Below are 21,938 nucleotides of genomic sequence, written 5' to 3' on the forward strand. Positions count from 1 at the left end.
CTTCTCAAATCAATCTGTATTGGCGATCTTCTTGATGCCGAACACGTCTAATAAGAACGTGAATACAGGAATCCCGACAATCAGACCCCATGTGCCAAAGAGTCGCTCTGCCAGAATCAACACCACAAAAGTGAAGAACACGGGCAACTTGGTGCGACTACTCATGAATTTTGGATTCAAGACATAGGCTTCCAGTGCATGAATCACCGCAATCATGACGATAATGGTCAGCACACCCTGCCAGCCATCCACGGTAAACGCGATGACCGCCAGTGGAACGACCGATATAATCGCACCGGCCACAGGAATCATTGACAGTAAGAAGACCATAATCGCCAAACTAGGGATGTTCGGCATTTTCATCACGATCAGTGTGACCGTGGTGATCAGCGTATTGACGATGGCGATAAAGATCTGCGCTTCGATCACCACCCCGAACGTATTAGTGAACTTGTCAGCGAAATACTTCAGATCCTGAAAGTACCAACCGAATGGTGAGTCCAAGAAATTCTGGCCGAATTCATTCAATGCCTTGGTTTCCAAGGTATAAAAGAAACTCAGGATAAATGACAGGAATAACGTGACCCCCATCGCGCCGATGTTGCCGACATATTGCAAGACTGTGGAAAAGCCAGCCTTGAACTGCTCATCGAGGTTCATGCTGTTAATGCTGCTGAGCACCCACTGCATCGCCTGGTTGTTGGCAAAGGCATCACTGTAATAGAAGTCCTTCACCGAGTTGAACAGGTGCACACTCTGAATCGCGACAGCCGGCACAAAGTGAATTGCCGAGTACAGGACAATCGTGACAATAATCGCGTACAGTGGCACCACGACAAAGGCCGGTCGTATCGGGTAAATGCGCTGAATGGCACGCACTAAGCTGCTAACAAGAAAAGTAAAAATGAACGTCAATAGGATCGTGCTCATGACACTTCTGGCCAGCCATAAGACAATGACTAAACTCGCGAGCACCACGGCACGTCGTAATGACGTATTATTGAGAAATTTTTGATATCGGGTCATAGTTGCCTCCCTGCGTTGGTTTACCCGTTCATTGTAGCCTTGAGAGGAACAAAAGGCCAGAGTGCGAACCCGCACGCTTAGAGCGTGACCAGGCCCGGGTAACAATCGATCATTAACGGACTTTGAGCAACATGGCGGTCTTTGCCATGTGCGAAAAGTGAGTTAAGCGGAGATTGTTGGGACTGAGAACGCGTTTATGCGCGTTGTGGCGCCACATTTTTGGCCGTAAGCCAGCCACACAAAAAGCCCGCGAATCCAGCACAATCGGCTTCGCGGGCTACTTCTATATTTATCGGTTACTTAAAGACTTCGAGTGCTGCATCCGTTGCTTGGGTGGTGTTAATCAGTTCACCTTGTACCACAATCCGGTTCACTTCACCCTCTGTTGGCGATGCACAGGTGATTAAGGTGACCAGCTTCTTGTCCGGCACATCATCAATCCACTGCACCTGCGTCTCACTGATGGTTTTCTTCGCGGTCACGCGATATGTGAAGACCCGCTGCATGTCTGTGAGATAGATTTTGTCGCCCTCGGACACTTGCTTCAGTGGTGAGAACAGGATGCCTTGATTGGTCATGTAATGCCCTGCCAGCGCGTAGTTGCCGACACCCATCTCTTGATCCGCCTTCATGGTGCCAGCGCCCACAGATAGGTTGTCGTTCGCTAAGCCTTTCAAAATCGGCAGGCTCATACTCACACTTGGTACGGCGAGCTTGCCGATTGGGTGAACATTGTTACTGCGATTTACGGCCGCGTGCGTGACCGTTTGAACATCGAGCGCCTTCACCGCTGAGAAATTGAATGTGGCTGGCTTCTTTTGATTCTGTTTGGCAGTTTTCTTATCGAGCTTTTGAACGGTTGATTGTGACATCTGATTGATGACAAATAGTTTGATCTGCTCATTGAACACAAGTGCCAATCCGATGAGGATACCGAGTACCATCAAAGTGCGGACGAACCATGTGCGAGCACGATGTTCTTTTTTCACAGGTTTCACCCCTTTCTGATTATTCTAGCACGTTGAGAGAATCTGGGCTACTCGCACAGCTAAAATCGTTATTTATCACTATTACGACGACACTCAAAATATATCCAGCGTTATTTTATCAAGCGTACATTCGTCCTATTGTGGCCTACAAACGACCGTGGTAGAATGAAAACACAAAAGGCAGCGTGGTCCAACACGCTGCCCTCGAGCAAATCGCCTCGGCGACTAGCTTCGATATTAGTTATCTAAAATAACCGTGTCTCAGCTGGGTGCCGGACGGTTATTTTTTGGCCAAAATGTGCACAAAAAGAAGCACCGCAATCGACCCGTGTGGGCTGGTTGCGGTGCCTCTTTGCGTTTGCATCATAAACGTGTTCACAAAGACTGAGAATTCCGGTTAACTCATACCGCCGCAAAATCCTAAGTGCGGGATTTAACGGCGGTATCCGTTAATCCTCATTCTCACCCGTCTTTGGTCACACTCTAAACGCGCTCACCCACACTGCCTGTTCCGCCTAACAAAAACTAGCGCCAATTGCACAAACCGCAATCAGCGCTAGTCCCGTTAGTGCTCACAGTCACCCGTGTGGGCTCCCGCTCTAAACGTGTTCACATCCCCAACAATCTCCGCCTAACTCACTTTTCGCCCATGGCCTAAACCGCCATGTGTCTCAAAGTCCATTAGTGCGCGATTGCTACCCGGGGATGTTCACACTCTCTAAAACTTCAAATATTGTGCTGGCATCCACTGGTTGCCACCCAAGTTATAGTAGATATCCCCCGTTTGCCATGGTTGCGCGTTGGAGTACCTTCCACTTGGTCCCGTGTTGCAGGTAACGACCGGTGATATAGTTGCCGGCTGGGGCATCCATCATCAACACGCCGTAACCTGGGACATAGTTGATCGTCCCAACCAAGTTGACGGTTTCGATATCGGCACCACTGGTCACTTGCGTATCGTTAGCCTTAACCCATGCAAAACCATTCTTGCCATCGCGACTCAACAAGTAGTAAGTCGCATTGTTTGTGGTAGCCTTCTTGATGACACGGACTTCACTGGTATCACTGTTGGTCCCGTACTGTGAAAAGCCGGAGCTCAAGAGGTAATACAGGGAAGCACCGTTGTTAACCTTAACCTTCAGGCTAGCAGGTTGTTGCACTGGATCATTGGAATTGTCGTTGCTGGTAGTGTCAGCGGCCTTAATCCAGCCCCAGTTACTGCCATTCTTGTTAATCAAATAGTAAACTGTGCCACTCTGTGTGGTGGCCTTTTCAACAGCAGTTGCTTGTTCGCCACTTGCTGTCGTGAATTGTGAGAAGCCGGAGTTCAACAGATAAGAGACTGCAGCACCCTTGTTCAGAGTCACGGTTTCATTAATTGCGGAACGGCTCACAACTGGATCATTATTCACGGTGCTGTAAGTCAAGCGGTTTGATTGAATCCATGCCACAGGACTACCGTTGCGCGTCAATAAGGCCATCTCGAGGCCCTTCTTGGTTTGCGCTAACTTGCTGACGGTGAATGTTTGACCGTTGTACATCGAGCTCATGCCGAAGCTTTCAAAGCCACGAGAAGTCAGGTAGTAGACGCCGTTGACGTTGTTACCATTAACAGTCGCCTGCTTGTTAACGTCCGTCGAAGAAACCACGGTATCAAAATCAGTACTTGGTGGTGTCACTGAACCGCCCATGTTGGTGTAATACTTAGATACCAAGTCATAGAACTGATTCATGTCATAGCCATACTTGGCAAAATAACCAACGGGATCACTGTGGTCTGTCCCACCCAAGTAGTTTGAGACATCCGCGTGTGACCACAATGTGCCAGTTCCGTTAGACTTGGCGCGCGTTAATGGCAACCCGTATTGCTTCAACAAGTAGGCCGTGTAGTAGGCATCATTGTTCACTGACTTAGCAAAATCAGCTGTTGAATGGGAGTGGACTAATTCGATATGAATGTAGCGCGCGTTGGCAAACCCACCGGCACCCCATGTGATGTAATCTGTGGGTGCGATGTTCACGATGTTGTTGGCATCGACGAACGCGTGCACATAGGCCCCGATGTTGTTCCATTCACGCTGCATATACGTGATTTCGTTCCAGATAGTGGATGCATCGTTAGCGGTATCGTGAATCACGACCCCTTCAGGCTTACCCACACCATTGCGGTAACCTTGCTTAACGGTAAATGTCGACTTCTGGGTCGAAATTTTGGCTGGTTGGTAACCGTTTTGGCGATCATATCATTGATGGCGCTGGCTGCGTGAACCGTCTGAGTTGGTGCCGCAGTGTTGCTCACTGTTGCCATGATGGCAGGTGCAACTAAGGCACTTGCGAGGGCAACTGTCGTCAAGAGTTTCTTGGCTTTCATGATTTCATTTTCCTTCCAAATTATAATCCATAGTGACGGCATCACCTGCACACATCAATCATACGATACGATCATTACGCGGCAAAGCGTGTCATCAAATTGTTATCGAATTGCTTAGTCAGCTTTGACAATCACATACTGACTGTCAATCCATTGGTCGCCGCCCAAGTTATACCAAGCGTGGCCATCCACAACGGTCTTCTTGAAGACGCGCCAAGAAGTCCCGTGAGTCAGGCGCTTACCGGTAAAGGTGCGATCGGCAGTGGCCTTGTTCCAGATGGCAATGCCGTAACCTGGGACATAGTTCACTTTCGCCACGCCATTAAATGGTGTGGTTTGTCCAGGAACGACCACTTGGCCTGCACTGGCCCATTGGTTCTTACCCAAGTCATACCATGTTGAGCCATCCGCTAATGTCACTTCGCGGTTAGCACGCCAAGTCGTATTTTGAGGTAAGGTCTGGCCCGTTGCCTTGCGCACACCAGTGAAGGTGTTATAGATGGTTGCGCTACTTGCGGCAACGGCAACGACCTTATTGACAGTCTTGATCTGTGGATCGTATTGCGCCAAGTTATTCTGTTCGATAACCCGATTCAATTTGGTATTGTAATTAGGATCAGTGGCATAAGTCCCGGTTAAGGCCTTCGTTGCATCCTTATAGCTTGTGGTGTTTTCCATCCAAGCGCCCTTATAATACTGAGGATTCCATGACCCAGGGCCTAAGCGTAACTTCTTCGCATTGTCCGTGAAGGATTCAAAGAAGCTTGGGTACTTCCGGAATTGCGCATTGATGGTGACATACTTGCCCGCATTGGCATCCCATTCTTGGGTTGGCATGGTCACGGTTGCGCCGGTCCAGCCTTCACCCTTCTTGATTCCAAATAAATTATAGTTAGGTGCTAAGGCTAATTGTGAGCGACCCCAGTCAGATTCCAGGATTGCTTGCGCCATTTGAACACTTGGATATAACCCATATTGCAGCGCACATTTTTGTGCATGAGCTTTAATTTTATTAATGAAGTCTTGTTGATATGATTGCGTTGCGTAACTAGTCGTTGGTGTTGAAACATTGACTGTTGCTGCCTGTACGTTTGCAGGTACGGCTGCCAGTGCTGTACCGCCAATTGTTGAGATAAGGCCTAGAAAAGCTAATGTCTTTTTCATTTCAGTTTTTCCCTCCGCTTTCTTCTCCCATGCTAACAAAAATTTGCCTATACAACAATTCATTCGTCATGATGTAACTCGATTGAAACATTGACGTAACGTATCATTTGTTCTTTTATTACAATTCAACTCATCAGGACTTATTTTCGCAAAATTGCTGGGTGGGTATAGACTTTTTATGCGTTCAGGTATTTCTTTATGTGTAAGTCATTCGGCCGAATCCTTACACACTAACCTGAGGAGGTAATTCCCATGAGTCGTACACTTGAAGCCCAAATCGTCACTTACACCTTCGCGAATCCAGCAGATCCCGAATACAAGGTGACGCGCCGCTTGAACAATATCGATACCAAGGCAACCGATCAACAGATTCTCACGATTGGTCAAGCCTTTGCCACCCTCGTTCCCGGTGATATCTTGATTGAAGCTGTGCTCACACAGCAGTCCGCCATCGTTAAGTAATCCCGCGGGCTAACTCATCACGATCACCCCACTGTTAGGAGGAAAGATCATGAAGCAAATCATCTTTACTTTCAAATCCAGCGACAATAAGACCAAAACCATTCGCCTGAGTGCCTTCTCCGGGCCACTCGATCCCCAAGTCGCACAAAACTTTCTGGAGACACTGGTAGCCACTGACATCGTGCGTAAGAACGGTGTCAGCTACTTCACCCAACCGGTGAGCGCAAAGATTGTCACCACAACCACTGATACTGTCTATAAGGCAGCGGAGGAAGAATAGAGCGTGACAATCCCCGCTCAGCATTCGAGCACTAACGGACTTTGAGCAACATGGCGCACTTTGCCATGGGCGAAAAGTGAGTTAGGTGGAGATTGTTGGGGATTGGAACGCGTTTAAAGTGCGAAGTCACATGTTTATGTTGCGAGCAGACCCGGGTAACAATTGAGTACTAGCAGACTTTGAACGTGGTGCCAGTCATGGCACGAGTGAAAAGTAGCTAGACGGAGATTGTTGGATCTGGGAGCACGTTTATCCCCAAAAACACAACTACAATCACTCACTTCTCTCACGGCATCACCCACACAAATAGGGTCGGGGCAAACCAAAATGGTTTGCCTCGGCCCCTTTTTTACGGATTATTGTTGTGCCACCTGCAAGTATTTCTTAGCGATTTGTTTGCGAATCGCACTGACCCGCTGTTTGGACAGGCCTAACTGCGCCATAATCTCAACATTACTGAGCTGATCGTAATAACGCAAAATCAGGACTTGGCGTTCCACTGGCGTCAGGTGCGCGTACAATACCGTCACCAGTGAGTTGGTTTGGACAATGTCACTCGCCAGGTATTCATGCGCAGTCAACGTGGCACTGGCCTCTTCCGACACTTCAGGCGCAATCTGACTGCGCCGATACTGCATCATGCGGTGTTTCAATAATGTTTTATAGACGAACGTCCCTGCTAGCTTATTGAACTTATGCTGTTCTGCCTCGGTCACAACCGGATCGCGATACTTCACATAATAATCGACGTAGATTTCAATGCCATCGTGCACCTCATCTTCGTAGCTGGGGCTGTTGCGCGGAATCGCCAATCGTGCCAGCGCGCCGTACACGACACCCTTGTTGCGCAGATACAGGTTAAAGCCTTCGACATACCGATCAAGCATGATAATCGACACCTCTGCGACCGGCCAGCTGGTCCAGTCGCTGTTATTTCACCATCGATGTTGATGCGTTAAGCATAATCGGTTGTCACGATGCTGTGAATATCGCAACGTCGGCGCACAAACCGCGTCACAGCGGCCTGTCTATTTTGATATCGAACAAGCAGTGCATGCGCCCCTATTCTGGCAGGCTTGCGGCGCTGTCATTGCGCAAAAGATTTCTGGCGCATCATGTCGACAAAGTCATTGGCCATGCCATAGTGGGCCCAGTCCGGATTCAACATGGCCAACTGGTCAATCACATGCCTCACACCATCGCGCGTCAGCTGCCAGGTCGAGGTCGCCACTCGCGGCAGGTTTTCAAGCAGCACAACAGGCTTTAGTCGATGCATCATTTCAGAAATCGCATCCTGATAAGAAAGGGCCACCACCGTCGCGAATTGAAACAGATTGGTCAGTTGGCGCAACGGCATGGTGGTCGGCAATTGAATACTCAGCGGATGTGCTTGATCCAATGTGATGATCAAGCGCTTTTTGGCCGTGTATTGCCACTCTTGCAAGAGATGGCCGCTCACCCAGATGGCATCGCGATGTTTGGCACTGGATAAAGCAAAATAATATTCCCCGTTTAGGACAGTGACAGACGGTGATGAGCGAAAGGCTGTCTCAAAGCCCAGCAGCTCGAGTGCCGCCTGCTCGATATAGCGAAGCCACAAGACGAGTGGCCCCTGCAGATCAATCAGATGTGTCATCATGCTATGGGCGTGTTGATTGGTCAAAAAAGTCCCATGTGTGCCATCGATGACTAGCGCATGGGCTCGCGGATGATTGGTAATCGGAATAACAACAAGCGTGGTGATATCGAGGACAATATCGGGAATGAAAGGTAATGTGTCGAGTTGTTCCAGAAGACTCACGTTCTCAAGCGGTGTCGGCGACGGGCAACGGAATGCGGTGTGGCACTTAACCTCGTACATACTTTGACCTCCTCGGTTGAATTGCCACAATTGTAAGCCCTTTAATGTTGCATTACCACAACTTTTGAAATCACGCGTAATAGCAGTACATTTGCGCACATAAAAACGCCCAGAACAATAAGATTCTGGGCGTTTGCGGTTTATTTTTATGCAGGAATTTGCAGGCAAATCTTAGCTGAAAGCCGCATTTGTTCAAGTGGATTATTCATTCGCAATGTCATCTGTAGTTGAGAAAGAATGTCTGTTGGCGACAATGCGACGTTCATCGCCATGACCTTTTCGTGAACATGATTAGCAACTTCACGGGTTTGACTCGCGATGTCACCCGTGTAGATGCGATCACGACATGTGTAGTAGTCCGCCACGGCCTGATCAACTGTGTAATGCGCGACCCAAGTGCCACGATTTTCGGAACGTGAGATGAAGCCCTTGAGTGCCGTATTCAGCTTATCAGCTAACTCACGTGATTCCTTCACTTCATAGCTCTTGTCCTTCCACAGTGCCGCGATACCTTCACCCGCAACAGCGATATCAAGGCAGCCATGGAGTAAGTGACTTGTTGCATCATAGAACAGTGGCAACAACCGATTCATGCGCACTAACAAGTTTTCATACGTTGTCACGTCACGCTTATCACGGAGTTGTGCAGCGTATTTCTTGAGTTCTAATTCATCAATCAATTCGGGTTCCACGACTTGTGGTTGCGCACTACCATCGACTGGATTATCGTTCAGTATCAAGTCGACTGTCCTCAATAATGCATTGATCTTCATGTCGTCCAGTGTAATGCCGCCTACTTTATCCATATTGCGTACCGCTCCCTTGATTTATTTTTTAGTACTCTTTAAGTCTAACCTGGTTGTGTTTTATCGCACAATCAAAACGCTAGTTATCCTCATTATTAATAATCAAGGGTGCTGGTAACAAAATATTACTTGAGATATTTTTGCGGAATAAATTGATCGCCACCGATATTCACTAATTCAGTGCCACGGATATAGACGCGGTAATAGGCCCGCCAGCGGGTACCATTATGAAGATAGTGATTGAGGTAGCGTCCTTCACCGTTCAATAGGTTCACACTGCCGCGGCCATGAGTGTTGATGCTGACCACACGTCGATAAGGCTGTCTGCGCGTCGCTAAGGTATATCTGAACGCCCAATTGGTGAAGATCCCATCGACACCTAGACCGACCACAGAACGCACATCACTAGGCTCATGGCGATTGCTGAACCAAGGGTAAATCTGTTGGTGCTGCGCGCGCACACGGTTGATTTCAGCTCGACTTAACCCTTCATAATAAGGACCAAAGGAATTCACCCAGCGATGGTGATTGAGAAAGGCAGGTGTTAAGTCTGCCCCACCATTCACCAGCAACAGTACCGGCACTTGTGGTTGTAATACCTTCAATCGCGCCAAAGAGTTCGGCACAAAAGATTCATAATAGACGCGAGAAGTTAAACCATATTTCTTCACCAAGTTAACTAATTTCGGCTCCATACTCAATGCACCACCAACAGAACGGGTCTCAATCATGAAACGCACCTTGGGATTGCGCGCGTATCTCGTCAGGATCTGTTCGAGTGAATGGAGGTGTTCCTGTTTACTAATTGACAATCGTTGCAATTGCGCCCATGTTGTCGACCGAATATCATCTGGGACGCCGGTCAATCGCTTGGTGGTTTCATCATGACTGACGACCAGCACACCGTCAGAACTCTGTCGCAAGTCCAACTCGATATAGTCAGCATCATCGGCAATGGCTCGGTCATAAGAAGCAAAGCTGTGCTCGACAATTCCTCGCGTGTGATCATAGGTTTCGCCGCGATGCCCAAGAATCGTGAAGCCACTGCCAAACGCAAATACAGTACCAAGAAAGACTGTGAACGCCAATACCCGCATCTGTTTACCCAAGTTATTCATCTCCTGTTTCCAAACTAGCCATATCTTACCACGAGACATCAGAAAAGCTATGCAGAAATACTTTTGAGAGAACAAAAAAGACTCCTCAGAGAGGAGTCTTTCTTCAAGTTAATGACGACTACTGTAACTTAGCGTATGTGCCATCAACCCATTGGTTACCACCAAGGTTGTACCATGTTGTACCGTTAACGGATGTCTTAGCAAAGACCTTCCATGAAGTACCATGTGCTAACTTCTTGGATGTAACGTCTGCAGCTGGCTTGCCCCAGATTGCGATACCGTAACCAGGTACATAGTTAACCTTAACTGTACCATCGATCTTTTCGATTTCGCTACCTGTGTTACCAGGCTTTGTAGCAGAAGTGTATTGAGCTTGGATCCATTGATCGCCGCCTAAGTTGTACCACTTTTCACCGTTGATTGTAGCGGTCTTGTAGTACTTCCATGCTGTACCGTGTTGTAACTTAGTACCAGTGATCTTACGGCCATCCTTGTATGTGTTCCATACAGCGATACCATAACCAGGTACGTAGTTACGTAAACAGTACCAGTTTCATTAGTAACAGTACCTTCATCAGTACCACTTACAACAACAATCAAGTTCATGGTAGTTGTGTAACCATTGGCGTTTGTAGCAGAAACCTTAACTGTGTAAGTACCAGCCTTGGATGTGTCAACCTTACCATCAACTGTCATTGAAGTGAATGGAATAGCTGCTGTATTCTTTTCAGATTGAACAGCTGTCACAAGCTTAGATAAGTCAAAAGTATCGCCAATCTTAACTTCATCTGGGTAAAGGTAACTAGATGAGGTAACCTTTGTGCCATCAACTGTAAATACAGGAGAATTAGCAATTTCATCAGCAGACTTCACAGTGAAAGGAACCTTAACTGTAGCCGTCTTACCACTTGTTGAGTTTGTGTAAGAAACTGGAACAACGTAGTTACCAGCAATTAACTTACCGTCTTTGTCAAGAGCGTTAACAGACTTCAAACCATCCTTGTAGTTAAGAGCTGTAGGTTCTACAGCAGTTGTGTCATCACTACTTGCAAAGCCTTGTAATTCAGTAGCTTTAACAACACCTTGTAATGAATTTTCAGCATCTGTCTCGGAACCGCCAACATTAGCTGTAGGTGTTTGTAAACTTGTTAAGGAAAGTGTAGCACCGTTTGCCAATGTAGCACCATTCCAAGTGAAGAATGGTTGTGCCTTAGAAGTAGCATCGTAAACATTGATGTTACGTGTGATAGACATAGTAGCAACGCCATCTTTAACAACAGGAGCTGGATCAGTTACTTCAACACCATTGTTCTTTAATGTGACAACGTCACCATCTTTATAACCAGAAACAGTAAAGGTGTAAGTTTGCTTATAAACACCAGCACCAGCTGGGAATACACCAGTAACAGCAACGCCCTTACTGTCGGTAACAGCAGCAGACACAGCCTTGAAGTCAACCTTAGCGCCCTTTGCATCTGTCAAGGAAACATCAGGTGTAACATTAGCTGTGATGTTGTACTTGTCTAAAGAATCGCCAGCCTTGGCAGTTGTGTCAGGGAAGGCAGATGTCAGAGTCTTCATGGAGTCTGCATCTGATGCCTTGAAGTTAAATGTTACTTGAACTGTGTTTGAAGCTACAGTTGACTTTGTAGCAGCGTCAGCAACAGTTAATGTAACAGGCAATGTAACAGATTCTTTATTGGTTTGGGCATTTGCAACCTTAGCCTTAAAGTCATCACTAGTTAAGCCAGAGCCAGCAGTGAATGTGTATGTGTACTTTGTTTGATCGTGTTGTACGATACTACTTGCCCAAGTCCAGTTAGGGTTCTTAACAGTGGTGTACATTGCTGAAGCAGAAACCGCATCCCAACCGGTAAGTGTTGTACCAAGTGCATTAGTAATATCACTTACTTTTGTTGTATCAGCATTTGCATTTTGGATGTTTGTTGCAACAGCCTTTGCTTGTGCTAATACATCATCAGCTTCAGCAGCTGAAACAGTTTGTGCAGGTGCGATTGAAGCAACTGCTGCAGGTGCAGCGATTGGAGCAACAGCTAACAATGCAGCAGCTGTTACGCCAAGATACTTAAGTGAAGATTTCTTCATGTGGTATTCCTCCTCAAATCTCATAATTAATTGATACCAGAACGCATTATACCATGCGAGGTATTCCTAAACAACGAAAAGTCCCTTGACCACTAAGCGACTCCCGTCATCTAGCGCAATCCAGTAACAATTTAATACCAACACTGTTAGTGTACTACTTCGCCTCGTTTTCTGCCACTATTTTTTAAAAAACAGTATCTTTGTGTCGTTTTATTGACTAATTAATGCGGTTTTTACGCGTAATTTGTAACGTATACAATTCGAATGACGTTATCTATTCTGCTTCCACATCTTATTGTCGTTTTCTGATTACCCGCAGAAACCACTGATATTACAATAACTACTGAGAATCTGACATATTTGTCACTTCACAAGATATGACACAACAGAAAGTTTTTATTTCAATTTCGTGTCAATTGCGCTACAATGTCTTTGGTATTCCATACTAACCTCATAATTCACCCAAGTTACTAAGGTATAAAAGAAACACCAATATACGACCACATGTGGTCCGGCAGATGCCGGACCTTTTTTTGTGCCAATTTTTAAAGTGTCATAAAGCAGAACCTCCGTCATTTTACCACAGTAGCCAACATGGTATACTGTTTTTAAAGGAGTGAATAACGACTATGAAGAAATCTCTGACCGGTTTAACTGCCCTTTTCGCGGCACTGATCCTCGCGGGGTGTGGGAACCAGACACAAGCAACTGTGAGCCAAAGCCAAGTGACCGATGCGATCACGGCGAAGAATTATGGTAAGGCTGAGGGCCTGAACGCGGCAATCCTGCTGGACAAGAAGAACAACAAGACGGCCAAGGCAACCGACAAGCAATTGAAGGCGATGATCGATGCCGAAGATGACATCCGCAATCACGACTTCGACAAGGCCAAGACCAAGCTCAACGACCTGATTGATACCAAGAATGGATCAAGCAAGTTGGTTAAACTCGCCAAGTCACGCCTCAAGACAGTTAATACTTATATTAAGACAACAACCACATACAACCACCTACTGGATGATGCCAAGAAGGCTTATAGCCAAAAGGACTACAAGACAGCTAACAGCGCCTTGAAGACGTTACTAGCAGAAAGTAATATCAACGAAGCAGCTTATCAGCCTATCTATACAGCGGCACTTGAATTACAAGCATCCGTTGCCACTGCACAGGGTGCGGCAGCAAGTAGTACTGCTTCTGCTGAATCATCATCTGTTGCAACTGAAAGCAGTTCTTCTTCATCACAGAGCTCATCAAGCAGCGACTCATCTAACCCTGCTGCTAACAGTCCAGAAAACAAACCCGTAACTGGTAGCACCGACATTACTGATGCTGATCTGGCCAATGCGCGGAAGGACATCACCGACTTGGGCGAAAACCCAGCTTACTGGAGTCCTAACGACTTGAAGCGCGCCATCTTGAATGCACGTTCTGAAAACCGGACACACATTACAATGGATGATTTGAAGTAAAATATTTCATATATGTAAAAAGCACCACACAGAAATTCTGTGTGGTGCTTTTTGTGTGGTGTTGAGTTAGGACAAGGTTAGCCGAAACGTGCTCACCCACGCTGCCTGTCCCGTCTAACAAAAACTAGCGCCAATTGCATAGCCCGCAATTGTAGCGCTAGTCTCCGTTAGTGCTCACAGCCAAACCGTGTGGGTTCGCAACATAAACGCGTTCCCATCCCCAGCAATCTCCGCCTAGCCACTTTTCACTCGTGCCATGACTGGCACCACGTTCAAAGTTTGCTAGTGCTCGATTGCTGACCGGGGATGGTCACGCTCTCTACTTCAGCAAATCCTCAATCGAGTTTACACTTGTCATGTACGTTGGAACCGCTAAGCCCACACGTGCACCCTTCAAGTTAACCCCGAGATCTTCGAATTGACCCTTGTAGTCCTTGTAGTACTTCCCACTGGTATTCGGTAACCAAGCACACAATTGTGCATCCGCTGCCTTAGTCGCGACCGATGCCCAGACCGGTTGCAGTTCCATGGCTTGAATCGTTACGTCATAACCCAGCTGCTTCAGGACTTGTGCGACCACGTTGGTTGACGCAATTTCAGAGTCCCACGCCACATAAGTGAGTTTAATCTTCTTATGATTGGTGATTGGCTTCAGGCCCTTGGTCCACTTAGCTACCTTGTCTGGATTCTTCTTGATCCAATTCTTAGCAGCGACTTCTGGATCAGTACCGCCATTAACCTGCAACATCACTTGTGACATATCACTCGGTGTCCAGTAGAAGCGATCCAACAGCGTATAGGCGGTTGGCATGTCCTTCTTCAAGCCTAAACGCGTGATGGTGTGGATATTTTCCGACTTACCATACACGTTCTTGGGATCCTTCAGGAACTTCAGCTTGTACTTGGTGAACATCCAGTGCGGTTGCCACCCTGTGATGACGATGGGTTGCTTGTGCTTGATGGCCTTATCTAACGTACTGGTCATCGCTGCCGTTGAACTGGTTTGAAGCTGCCAGTTCTTCTTGGTTAAACCGTATTCGGTGAGTGCCTTATCGGTCGTGCTCATAATCCCGGCTCCGGCATCAATCCCGGTAATCGTGTAATTGATCTGTGGTCCCAGTGACTCCTTGGGATTGTACTTAGGTGTGGCTGATTGACATCCACTGAGTACAACCGCGAACAGCCCTAAGGCCAGCAACATCCCGAGTAATTTTTTACGCATAAGCTCCTCCTAACGTTTCCGTTGATTGAGCGCTTGTGTCATCCGATCTAAGATAATCGCCAAAATCACGATGGCAATCCCGGCGGTAAACCCGTTACCGGCATCATTACGGCCGACCGCGAAGTAAACCTTGGTCCCAAGACCCATGGCCCCGATCATCGCCGCAATCACGACCATTGACAGACTCAGCATCATGCTCTGGTTAATCCCAGCCATGATGGTGTTCTTAGCCAGTGGCAATTGCACCTTGATCAGTTGTTGCCAACTGGTAGCACCGAATGAATTGCTGGCTTCGATCAAGCTGGCATCCACATCGCGAATCCCTAAGTTGGTCATCCGCACGGTTGGTGGCATTGCGAAGATCACAGAGGCAACAACCCCAGGCACCATCCCGATACCAAAGAACGCAACGGCTGGAATCAGATAGACGAACGCAGGCATGGTCTGCATGAAGTCAAGTAACGGCTTCACAATTGCTGCGACCGTATCCTTTTTGGCCATCCAGATACCCAGTGGCACCCCGATGACTAAGGCAATCAGACTTGACGTCAATACCAGTGTTAAGGTTTGCGTCATATCACGCCAGTAACCCAAGTTCCAGATCAACAGTAAGCCTAAGAGTTCAAAAATCAATAGGCCGTACTTTTTCGTTTTGCGTGTCAGATACCACGTGCTCCCCACAATTAAGATGATGAACACGGGAATTGGTAAGAAATCAAAAATCGCTTGGAAGATATTGACGATCCCGCCGATAAAAGCGGTGACCCCATTGAAGAACCCTTCAAACTGCGTTAACCACTTAACTAACGCGTCGATCCAACTAGCGAGTGGTAATGTTGGTAAGTTAGACATTGGTATTCACCTCGTTCCCAGATAATGCGCCCAGTACCGCGCCTCGGATAATAATCCCCTGCAGGCGGTTTTGATCATCAACCACCGCAAATGGAATTGGGGTGCTTGAGACAGCATCCATCAAATCAGACAGCGGTGTGTCGATATGCGTTGTTGGCACATCGGCATTGATCAGTGGGCGTAAGTCAGTCTTGTTGTCAGCAATCGCGTGACGCACATCCTTGGCATCAACGATCCCAAGCAAGTGACGCGAATTGTCCACAACATAGACACTGGAAATTTCGTTTTCGCGCATCCGACGAGCGGCCAGACGAGGCCCACCCTTTTCGATGTTAATCGTCGTGGCCCGAACCATGACATTACCAGCCGTGTAGACACGACTGCGATCAACGTCTTCGATGAAGCGTTCAACGTAATCATCGGCGGGCTGACTCAGAATTTCTTCTGGTGTCCCGATTTGAACGATTTCGCCGTCCTTCATGATCATGATGCGATCACCAATCCGCAGCGCTTCGTTCAAATCATGGGAGATGAAGATGATGGTCTTGTGCATGTTTTCTTGCAGATCCAAGAGTTCATCTTGCATGTCCTTCCGGTTCAATGGGTCTAAGGCAGAGAACGCCTCATCCATCAACAGGATTTCAGGGTCATTAGCTAACGCACGGGCAAGCCCGACGCGCTGTTGCATCCCACCGGAGAGTTGGTCTGGATACTGTTCGGCATAACCGTGCAGGCCAACCAGTTCAAGAGATGCCATTGCGGCCTTTTCACGGGCGTCACGATCCACGCCCTGAATTTCAAGCCCAAACGCCGCATTCTGTAGAATGGTGTGGTTAGGCAGTAAAGCGAAACTCTGGAACACCATGCTCATCTTTTTCCGGCGCACATCACGCAGATGTTGTTTGTCCATCTGCATCACATCTTCACCGTCAATGAGCACCTGCCCACTGGTTGGTTCAATCAGCCGGTTCAGCATCCGAATCGTGGTAGATTTACCCGATCCTGATAACCCCATGATGACGAAGATTTCCCCATCTTGTACATCAAAAGTGGCTTGGTTGACCCCAATTGTGGCATCGGTTGCCTCTAGAATATCGGCTTTACTTTTGCCTTCCTTAAGCATTGTGCTCGCTTGCTTAAGATGTTTCCCGAATATCTTAGTAAGTTGCTTGACTTCGACTTTGGTTGTCATCGAATGTCCTCCTCTGTCTATTGTCTCCAAATTTGAAACGTTGATATCTAGTTTACACGTTTCAGAAAACAACACAAATTCTGCTCTTCCTTTTATTAAAGAAAAACATTTTACTTTATTCTACGCTGTGGCAAAATTCGGTCAAATAAAAACCCTCGCTTGGGCATGCGTATAGGCTGTAGCGAGAATTATTTTTATTGATTGATGGCGTCTCTTCAGGTGCTAATATGATTAGAATACGATTAACTTTTGCTCATTTAAGTATCTATACCATTTTTATTTTCATAAAAAACGCGCCACCAAATCGCATTGATCTGGTGGCGCGCTGTTATTATTGGCCTAGAAATTATAGTTTAGACAACAAAAAAGCGCCCTGAATCACTAGGATTCAGGCGCTTTTTTCACACTCTAGCTTAGTTGCCACCGTTCTTCTTGATAATTTCTTCTTGAATAGACTTAGGCACAGCTTCGTAGTGGTCGAAAGTCATAGTAAATGTACCACGACCTTGTGTTGCACTACGTAAGGTTGTTGCGTAACCGAACATTTCGGCAAGTGGCACCATCGAGTTAACGATTTGGGCGTTACCACGTGCTTCCATACCTTCAACGCGACCACGACGTGCAGTCACTTGTCCCATGATATCACCAAGATATTCTTCAGGAGCAACGACTTCAACGTGCATGATTGGTTCAAGGATTACGGCACCGGCTTGCTTAGCAGCGTTCTTCAACGCCATTGAAGCAGCAACCTTAAAGGCAGCTTCAGATGAATCGACTTCATGGTATGAACCATCATAAAGCTTAGCCTTAACGTCGATCAGTGGGTAGCCAGCAAGGACACCATTTTCCATGGATTCCTTCAGACCTTGTTCAACTGATGGGATGTATTCACGAGGAACAACACCACCGACGATAGCATTTTCGAATTCGAAGCCTTTACCTTCTTCGTTAGGTGTAAATTCAACCCAAACGTCCCCGTATTGACCCTTACCACCAGATTGGCGAACAAACTTACCTTGAGCGGAAGCTTGCTTAGTAAAGGTTTCACGGTAGGCAACTTGAGGTTCCCCAACCTTAGCAACGACCTTGAATTCACGCTTCATACGATCAACCATGATATCCAAGTGCAATTCACCCATCCCGGCAATCAGGGTTTCACCTGTTTCAGGGTTGGTTTCAGCACGGAAGGTAGGATCTTCTTCACCAAGCTTTTGTAAAGCGATATCAAGCTTGTCACGATCTTCCTTAGATTCTGGTTCGATAGAAACTTGGATAACTGGTTCTGGCACTTCCAGAGATTCGAGAATCAATGGGTGGTCAACGTCAGTTAAAGAGTCCCCTGTCGTGGTGTTCTTCAAACCGATAGCGGCTGCGATATCACCAGAGAATACTTCAGGAATTTCTTCACGGTGATTACTGTGCATCTGCAGTAAACGACCGACACGTTCACGGTTGTCCTTAGTTGCGTTCAAGACATATGAACCAGCTTCAAGGGTACCTTGATAGACACGGATGAAAGTCAAAACGACCAACGAATGGGTCAGTTGCAACCTTAAATGCTAAGGCAGCAAATGGCTTGTCGTCGCCGGCAGTGATTTCAACAGCATCGCCAGTTGCAGGGTCTGTTGCGTTATATGGACGAACGTCTAATGGTGATGGCAAGTAGTCAACAACGGCGTCAAGTAACATTTGAACACCCTTGTTCTTGAAAGCAGAACCAGCTAATACTGGGTAGAATTCCAAGTTGATGGTTGCTTTACGGATCGCAGCCTTCAATTCTTCCTTGGAGATTTCTTCACCTTCAAGATACTTGTCCATGATAGCGTCATCAACGTCAGCAACAGCTTCGATTAATGAGTTATGAGCCTTTTCGGCAGCGTCCTTGTAATCATCAGGAATATCAACGACATCCCATTCTGTACCGAGGGCATCTTCGTCATAAAGGTCAGCCTTCATTTCGATTAAGTCGATAACCCCTTCGAATTGATCTTCGGCACCGATTGGTAATTGCAAGGCATGTGCGTTAGCTTGTAAGCGATCGTGCAAGGTGTCAACAGAATAGGCAAAGTCCGCACCCATCTTATCCATCTTGTTAACGAACACTAACCGAGGAACACCATAAGTGGTAGCTTGACGCCAAACATTTTCAGTTTGGGGTTCAACACCAGATTGGGCATCAAGAACGGTTACGGCACCATCAAGCACACGCAGAGAACGTTCAACTTCGATTGTGAAGTCCACGTGTCCTGGTGTATCAATGATGTTAACCCGGTGGTCCTTCCAGAAGGCAGTTGTTGCCGCACTGGTAATGGTAATCCCACGTTCTTGTTCTTGTTCCATCCAGTCCATTTGTGAAGCCCCTTCATGGGTTTCACCGATCTTATGGATCTTACCGGTATAGTACAAGATACGTTCAGTCGTTGTGGTCTTACCGGCATCGATATGTGCCATGATCCCGATATTACGGGTCCGATCTAACGGAAATTCACGCTTGTTGGCCATGTAAAATTTGTACTCCTCTCAAATTGATCATCGATTGTATTAAGGTTAGTGTGAAAAAATTGGCTACTATATGCCAAAAACTGGATATAATAGCCAACTCATTCTTACCAACGATAGTGAGCGAATGCCCGGTTAGCGTCAGCCATTTTGTGTGTATCTTCACGCTTCTTAACTGCTGCACCAGTGTTGTTAGCAGCATCCATGATTTCACGTGCAAGACGTGAATCCATTGTATGTTCCCCACGTGCGCGAGAATATTGCACAATCCAACGTAAGCCAAGTGTTGTACGCCGTTCTGGGCGAACTTCGATAGGCACTTGATAGTTAGAACCACCGATACGGCGAGCCTTAACTTCAAGTACAGGCATAACATTCTTCATAGCTTGTTCGAACACTTCTAAAGGTTCGTTGCCTGTTTCGTCCTTAATAATATCGAATGCGTCATATAAAATTGTTGAAGCCTTACCGCGCTTACCATCAATCATCAAATGGTTGATTAAACGTGTTACCAGCTTAGAATTGTAAACTGGATCTGGTAAGACATCGCGTTTTGAAACATTACCTTTTCGTGGCATCCAGATAGCCTCCTTATACCGCACAAAGCGGAACTAAATTTGTTGTATTACTTCTTAGGGCGCTTTGCACCGTACTTAGAACGACTTTGCATACGGTCTGCAACACCCGCTGTATCGAGCGCACCACGGATAATGTGGTAACGAACCCCTGGCAAGTCCTTAACACGGCCCCCACGGATTAAAACGACACTATGTTCTTGCAAGTTGTGACCGATACCTGGAATGTAAGCTGTCACTTCAATAAGGTTAGACAAACGTACACGGGCATACTTCCGTAAAGCTGAGTTAGGCTTCTTAGGTGTCATCGTACCGACACGAGTTGCCACCCCACGCTTTTGAGGAGCTGGTGTGTTTGTTAACGACTTCTTCTTGCTGTTGTAACCAAAGTTCAGCGCTGGTGAGTCTGACTTGGTTGTCTTAGATTTACGACCTTGACGTACCAATTGATTGATGGTAGGCATTAAGGTTCCCCCTTCCTGATTCCTGTTAGTATTTTCAAGTCCACACATCCAGGCGGTTCATTTTTGAGATAAAAAATTGGCCGGCCAGGCGGCAGAGTAGGCTTAGCCCAGTCAGCACGTCCGGGTGACCCGAAGAACTGGAAAAAAGCACCTTTGATAGTGTACTTGATTTTGAGCTGTTTTGTCAAGGACATATAGGAAAAAGAATTGAGAGCGCGAGCAGACCCGGGTAACAATCGAGTACTAGCAAACTTTGAACGTGGTGCCAGTTATGGCACGAGTGAAAAGTAGCTAGACGGAGATTGTTGGGACTGGGAGCGTGTTTATGTTGCGACCCGCCATTCCTTGCGTAATCTACTAACAATTCAGAAACGTCCGTGCATGAATTGAAAGGTCTGTGATCCCCGTGGCTGTGACACTACTGATTCTCGGGCTCATCATTTGTAGTTACAGTGACATCCGCTACCGTTCCGTTCCCGCCATCTGGTTTGATCTGTGGTGCCTGTTGCTACTGATCGTCAGCTTCAATCCAGGTCGTGTTTTGTTGTCGGCAACCCTCTTGGTCTTTTTCCTGCTGTTTGGCTGGTTCACACAGGGGTTCGGTAGCGCAGATAGTTTCTTGATTGCGGTACTCGCCCTCTATTTTAATTTCATGACCCTGCTCGTCTTGTTACTGCTCGCCTGCATCAGTACCTTATTGCACCACTTGTTACATCAAGAAGCAACCTACCCGTTTATCCTGCATCTCAGTCTCGCGAGTATTCTTCTCATCGGGGGTGGCTTTAGTTTGTGAAGCCTGTTACATTGTTTATGTGATATATCTAACAAGAAAGAAGGCTTCTCAATGAGCCAAGAATATACAAGCGTGTTTGATGTCATCGGTCGCGTGGTTGTCACCCCATCCGATCAGCATATCGCCGAAGCATTTCGCCTCGGCCAAGCACTGCATCCCCTGTTGCCACAACTGCAGCGCATCACCTGGCAGCTAGACGGCACCGTCAGCGAGTCCAGCTTGGACCAGGCACTCCAGCTCGCCATCACCGCGGGCATGGTCGGCATCGACGAACTGACGACCACAACCAACGTCCTCGAAGTGGCATACAAGCACGGCATCAGCGTCAGCTTCGTGCCCAACAGTAAGCACCTCAACCAACCACATACCGTTCAAGCGGACCTCGTGAGTGTTGATCATCAAACAATTAAGCTGGTCTTCACCAGCGATGCGTTGAAAGATCAATTCGCGCTCACCCAAATCAACGATGATAAACTCACCTTGCAACCTGGTGCCTTCACAATGATTCTCTCAGTAGACGAAGCCGTGACCGGCACCCCACAAGGAAATCTGTCGCCACTCATCCACTTAAATGATCAAGCCTTTCAGATCTTTGTTCCCGATGCATTCGCCACTGACCTAGTGGCACAATTAGAAGCATTGCCACACGTTAACGGCGTCACACTATTTAGGTAAAAGTGTCTGCTCAA

General features: G+C 47.1%; 21 protein-coding genes and 1 pseudogene. 5 read left to right on the forward strand and 17 right to left on the reverse strand.

Annotated elements, in window-relative coordinates:
* Positions 1-9: 9 nt before the first annotated feature.
* The 5 genes from JCM17471_RS03025 to JCM17471_RS16205 form a co-directional block, all read right to left on the reverse strand.
* Positions 10-1,026 (reverse strand): AI-2E family transporter, encoded by a 1,017-nt coding sequence (locus JCM17471_RS03025; RefSeq protein ID WP_054776770.1) that lies wholly within the window; start codon positions 1,024-1,026, stop codon positions 10-12.
* A 296-nt stretch (positions 1,027-1,322) separates the two neighbouring features.
* Positions 1,323-1,970: a class A sortase gene (locus JCM17471_RS03030; protein WP_082395191.1), complete on the reverse strand. Its 648-nt coding sequence runs from the start codon at positions 1,968-1,970 to the stop codon at positions 1,323-1,325.
* Between the two features lie 809 nt (positions 1,971-2,779).
* Positions 2,780-4,174, reverse strand: a complete 1,395-nt coding sequence (locus JCM17471_RS03035) for an N-acetylmuramoyl-L-alanine amidase (RefSeq protein ID WP_082395185.1) — start codon at positions 4,172-4,174, stop codon at positions 2,780-2,782.
* Positions 4,150-4,386 (reverse strand): hypothetical protein, encoded by a 237-nt coding sequence (locus JCM17471_RS03040; RefSeq protein ID WP_054776773.1) that lies wholly within the window; start codon positions 4,384-4,386, stop codon positions 4,150-4,152. Before JCM17471_RS03040 ends, JCM17471_RS03035 begins: the two co-directional genes overlap by 25 nt.
* A gap of 114 nt (positions 4,387-4,500) precedes the next feature.
* On the reverse strand, positions 4,501-5,550 hold the full coding sequence (locus JCM17471_RS16205; protein WP_054776774.1) for a glycoside hydrolase family 73 protein: 1,050 nt from the start codon (positions 5,548-5,550) through the stop codon (positions 4,501-4,503).
* A gap of 252 nt (positions 5,551-5,802) precedes the next feature.
* Between JCM17471_RS16205 and JCM17471_RS03050 the strand changes: the two genes are divergently transcribed.
* Positions 5,803-6,012, forward strand: a complete 210-nt coding sequence (locus tag JCM17471_RS03050; protein ID WP_054776775.1) for a DUF1659 domain-containing protein — start codon at positions 5,803-5,805, stop codon at positions 6,010-6,012.
* Positions 6,013-6,061: 49 nt separating this feature from the next.
* On the forward strand, positions 6,062-6,292 hold the full coding sequence (locus tag JCM17471_RS03055) for a DUF2922 domain-containing protein (RefSeq protein ID WP_054776776.1): 231 nt from the start codon (positions 6,062-6,064) through the stop codon (positions 6,290-6,292).
* A gap of 356 nt (positions 6,293-6,648) precedes the next feature.
* Here the strand turns inward: JCM17471_RS03055 and JCM17471_RS03060 are convergent, their stop codons facing one another.
* The 6 genes from JCM17471_RS03060 to JCM17471_RS03080 form a co-directional block, all read right to left on the reverse strand.
* The gene (locus JCM17471_RS03060) at positions 6,649-7,179 is read right to left on the reverse strand and encodes a sigma-70 family RNA polymerase sigma factor (RefSeq protein WP_054776777.1); all 531 of its coding nucleotides are present in this window, start codon (positions 7,177-7,179) and stop codon (positions 6,649-6,651) included.
* Positions 7,180-7,379: 200 nt separating this feature from the next.
* The gene (locus JCM17471_RS03065) at positions 7,380-8,153 is read right to left on the reverse strand and encodes a hypothetical protein (RefSeq protein ID WP_054776778.1); all 774 of its coding nucleotides are present in this window, start codon (positions 8,151-8,153) and stop codon (positions 7,380-7,382) included.
* Between the two features lie 146 nt (positions 8,154-8,299).
* Positions 8,300-8,959 carry a hypothetical protein gene (locus JCM17471_RS03070; RefSeq protein WP_054776779.1) on the reverse strand — a complete coding sequence of 220 codons (660 nt, stop codon included), beginning with the start codon at positions 8,957-8,959 and terminating at the stop codon, positions 8,300-8,302.
* Between the two features lie 125 nt (positions 8,960-9,084).
* Positions 9,085-10,068, reverse strand: a complete 984-nt coding sequence (locus JCM17471_RS03075) for a glycerophosphodiester phosphodiesterase (protein WP_054776780.1) — start codon at positions 10,066-10,068, stop codon at positions 9,085-9,087.
* Positions 10,069-10,195: 127 nt separating this feature from the next.
* A complete protein-coding gene (locus JCM17471_RS16370) occupies positions 10,196-10,555 on the reverse strand; it encodes an SLAP domain-containing protein (RefSeq protein WP_162208341.1) in 360 nt (119 codons plus the stop codon).
* The gene (locus JCM17471_RS03080) at positions 10,471-12,183 is read right to left on the reverse strand and encodes an immunoglobulin-like domain-containing protein (RefSeq protein ID WP_054776781.1); all 1,713 of its coding nucleotides are present in this window, start codon (positions 12,181-12,183) and stop codon (positions 10,471-10,473) included. Before JCM17471_RS03080 ends, JCM17471_RS16370 begins: the two co-directional genes overlap by 85 nt.
* Before the next feature lie 629 nt (positions 12,184-12,812).
* Here JCM17471_RS03080 and JCM17471_RS03085 point away from each other — a divergent pair.
* On the forward strand, positions 12,813-13,652 hold the full coding sequence (locus JCM17471_RS03085; protein WP_054776782.1) for a hypothetical protein: 840 nt from the start codon (positions 12,813-12,815) through the stop codon (positions 13,650-13,652).
* A gap of 319 nt (positions 13,653-13,971) precedes the next feature.
* On the opposite strand, the gene JCM17471_RS03090 is transcribed toward JCM17471_RS03085, so the two are convergent.
* The 6 genes and pseudogenes from JCM17471_RS03090 to rpsL form a co-directional block, all read right to left on the reverse strand.
* Complete coding sequence (locus JCM17471_RS03090; RefSeq protein WP_054776783.1) at positions 13,972-14,874, reverse strand: glycine betaine ABC transporter substrate-binding protein; 903 nt, start codon at positions 14,872-14,874, stop codon at positions 13,972-13,974.
* 9 nt (positions 14,875-14,883) lie between these two features.
* Positions 14,884-15,726, reverse strand: a complete 843-nt coding sequence (locus tag JCM17471_RS03095; RefSeq protein WP_054776784.1) for an ABC transporter permease — start codon at positions 15,724-15,726, stop codon at positions 14,884-14,886.
* Entirely contained in the window at positions 15,719-16,918 is a 1,200-nt protein-coding gene (locus tag JCM17471_RS03100; protein WP_054776785.1) for a quaternary amine ABC transporter ATP-binding protein, read from the reverse strand. Before JCM17471_RS03100 ends, JCM17471_RS03095 begins: the two co-directional genes overlap by 8 nt.
* A 413-nt stretch (positions 16,919-17,331) precedes the next feature.
* Positions 17,332-19,420: pseudogene (gene fusA / locus JCM17471_RS03105) on the reverse strand (elongation factor G).
* A 104-nt stretch (positions 19,421-19,524) separates the two neighbouring features.
* Positions 19,525-19,995 (reverse strand): 30S ribosomal protein S7, encoded by a 471-nt coding sequence (rpsG, locus tag JCM17471_RS03110; RefSeq protein WP_054776786.1) that lies wholly within the window; start codon positions 19,993-19,995, stop codon positions 19,525-19,527.
* Positions 19,996-20,042: 47 nt separating this feature from the next.
* Positions 20,043-20,456 carry a 30S ribosomal protein S12 gene (gene rpsL / locus JCM17471_RS03115; protein ID WP_054776787.1) on the reverse strand — a complete coding sequence of 138 codons (414 nt, stop codon included), beginning with the start codon at positions 20,454-20,456 and terminating at the stop codon, positions 20,043-20,045.
* 406 nt (positions 20,457-20,862) lie between these two features.
* On the opposite strand from rpsL, the gene JCM17471_RS03120 reads away from it, so the two are divergent.
* Positions 20,863-21,249, forward strand: coding sequence for a prepilin peptidase (locus tag JCM17471_RS03120; RefSeq protein ID WP_156321574.1), 387 nt, complete (start codon positions 20,863-20,865; stop codon positions 21,247-21,249).
* A gap of 51 nt (positions 21,250-21,300) precedes the next feature.
* Positions 21,301-21,924: a hypothetical protein gene (locus JCM17471_RS03125; RefSeq protein ID WP_054776789.1), complete on the forward strand. Its 624-nt coding sequence runs from the start codon at positions 21,301-21,303 to the stop codon at positions 21,922-21,924.
* Positions 21,925-21,938 lie beyond the last annotated feature (14 nt).

The organism is Lacticaseibacillus saniviri JCM 17471 = DSM 24301, from assembly GCF_001311785.1.
GTDB lineage: Bacteria > Bacillota > Bacilli > Lactobacillales > Lactobacillaceae > Lacticaseibacillus > Lacticaseibacillus saniviri.

Bases quoted from the DNA above. Each gene is read 5' to 3' on its own strand.
- JCM17471_RS03025 (WP_054776770.1), bottom strand. From the start codon at position 1,026: ATGACCCGATATCAAAAATTTCTCAATAATACGTCATTACGACGTGCC.
- JCM17471_RS03030 (WP_082395191.1), bottom strand. From the start codon at position 1,970: ATGGTACTCGGTATCCTCATCGGATTGGCACTTGTGTTCAATGAGCAG.
- JCM17471_RS03040 (WP_054776773.1), bottom strand. From the start codon at position 4,386: ATGAAAGCCAAGAAACTCTTGACGACAGTTGCCCTCGCAAGTGCCTTA.
- JCM17471_RS16205 (WP_054776774.1), bottom strand. From the start codon at position 5,550: ATGAAAAAGACATTAGCTTTTCTAGGCCTTATCTCAACAATTGGCGGT.
- JCM17471_RS03050 (WP_054776775.1), top strand. From the start codon at position 5,803: ATGAGTCGTACACTTGAAGCCCAAATCGTCACTTACACCTTCGCGAAT.
- JCM17471_RS03055 (WP_054776776.1), top strand. From the start codon at position 6,062: ATGAAGCAAATCATCTTTACTTTCAAATCCAGCGACAATAAGACCAAA.
- JCM17471_RS03060 (WP_054776777.1), bottom strand. From the start codon at position 7,179: ATGCTTGATCGGTATGTCGAAGGCTTTAACCTGTATCTGCGCAACAAG.
- JCM17471_RS03065 (WP_054776778.1), bottom strand. From the start codon at position 8,153: ATGTACGAGGTTAAGTGCCACACCGCATTCCGTTGCCCGTCGCCGACA.
- JCM17471_RS03070 (WP_054776779.1), bottom strand. From the start codon at position 8,959: ATGGATAAAGTAGGCGGCATTACACTGGACGACATGAAGATCAATGCA.
- JCM17471_RS03080 (WP_054776781.1), bottom strand. From the start codon at position 12,183: ATGAAGAAATCTTCACTTAAGTATCTTGGCGTAACAGCTGCTGCATTG.
- JCM17471_RS03085 (WP_054776782.1), top strand. From the start codon at position 12,813: ATGAAGAAATCTCTGACCGGTTTAACTGCCCTTTTCGCGGCACTGATC.
- JCM17471_RS03090 (WP_054776783.1), bottom strand. From the start codon at position 14,874: ATGCGTAAAAAATTACTCGGGATGTTGCTGGCCTTAGGGCTGTTCGCG.
- JCM17471_RS03095 (WP_054776784.1), bottom strand. From the start codon at position 15,726: ATGTCTAACTTACCAACATTACCACTCGCTAGTTGGATCGACGCGTTA.
- JCM17471_RS03100 (WP_054776785.1), bottom strand. From the start codon at position 16,918: ATGACAACCAAAGTCGAAGTCAAGCAACTTACTAAGATATTCGGGAAA.
- rpsG (WP_054776786.1), bottom strand. From the start codon at position 19,995: ATGCCACGAAAAGGTAATGTTTCAAAACGCGATGTCTTACCAGATCCA.
- rpsL (WP_054776787.1), bottom strand. From the start codon at position 20,456: ATGCCTACCATCAATCAATTGGTACGTCAAGGTCGTAAATCTAAGACA.
- JCM17471_RS03125 (WP_054776789.1), top strand. From the start codon at position 21,301: ATGAGCCAAGAATATACAAGCGTGTTTGATGTCATCGGTCGCGTGGTT.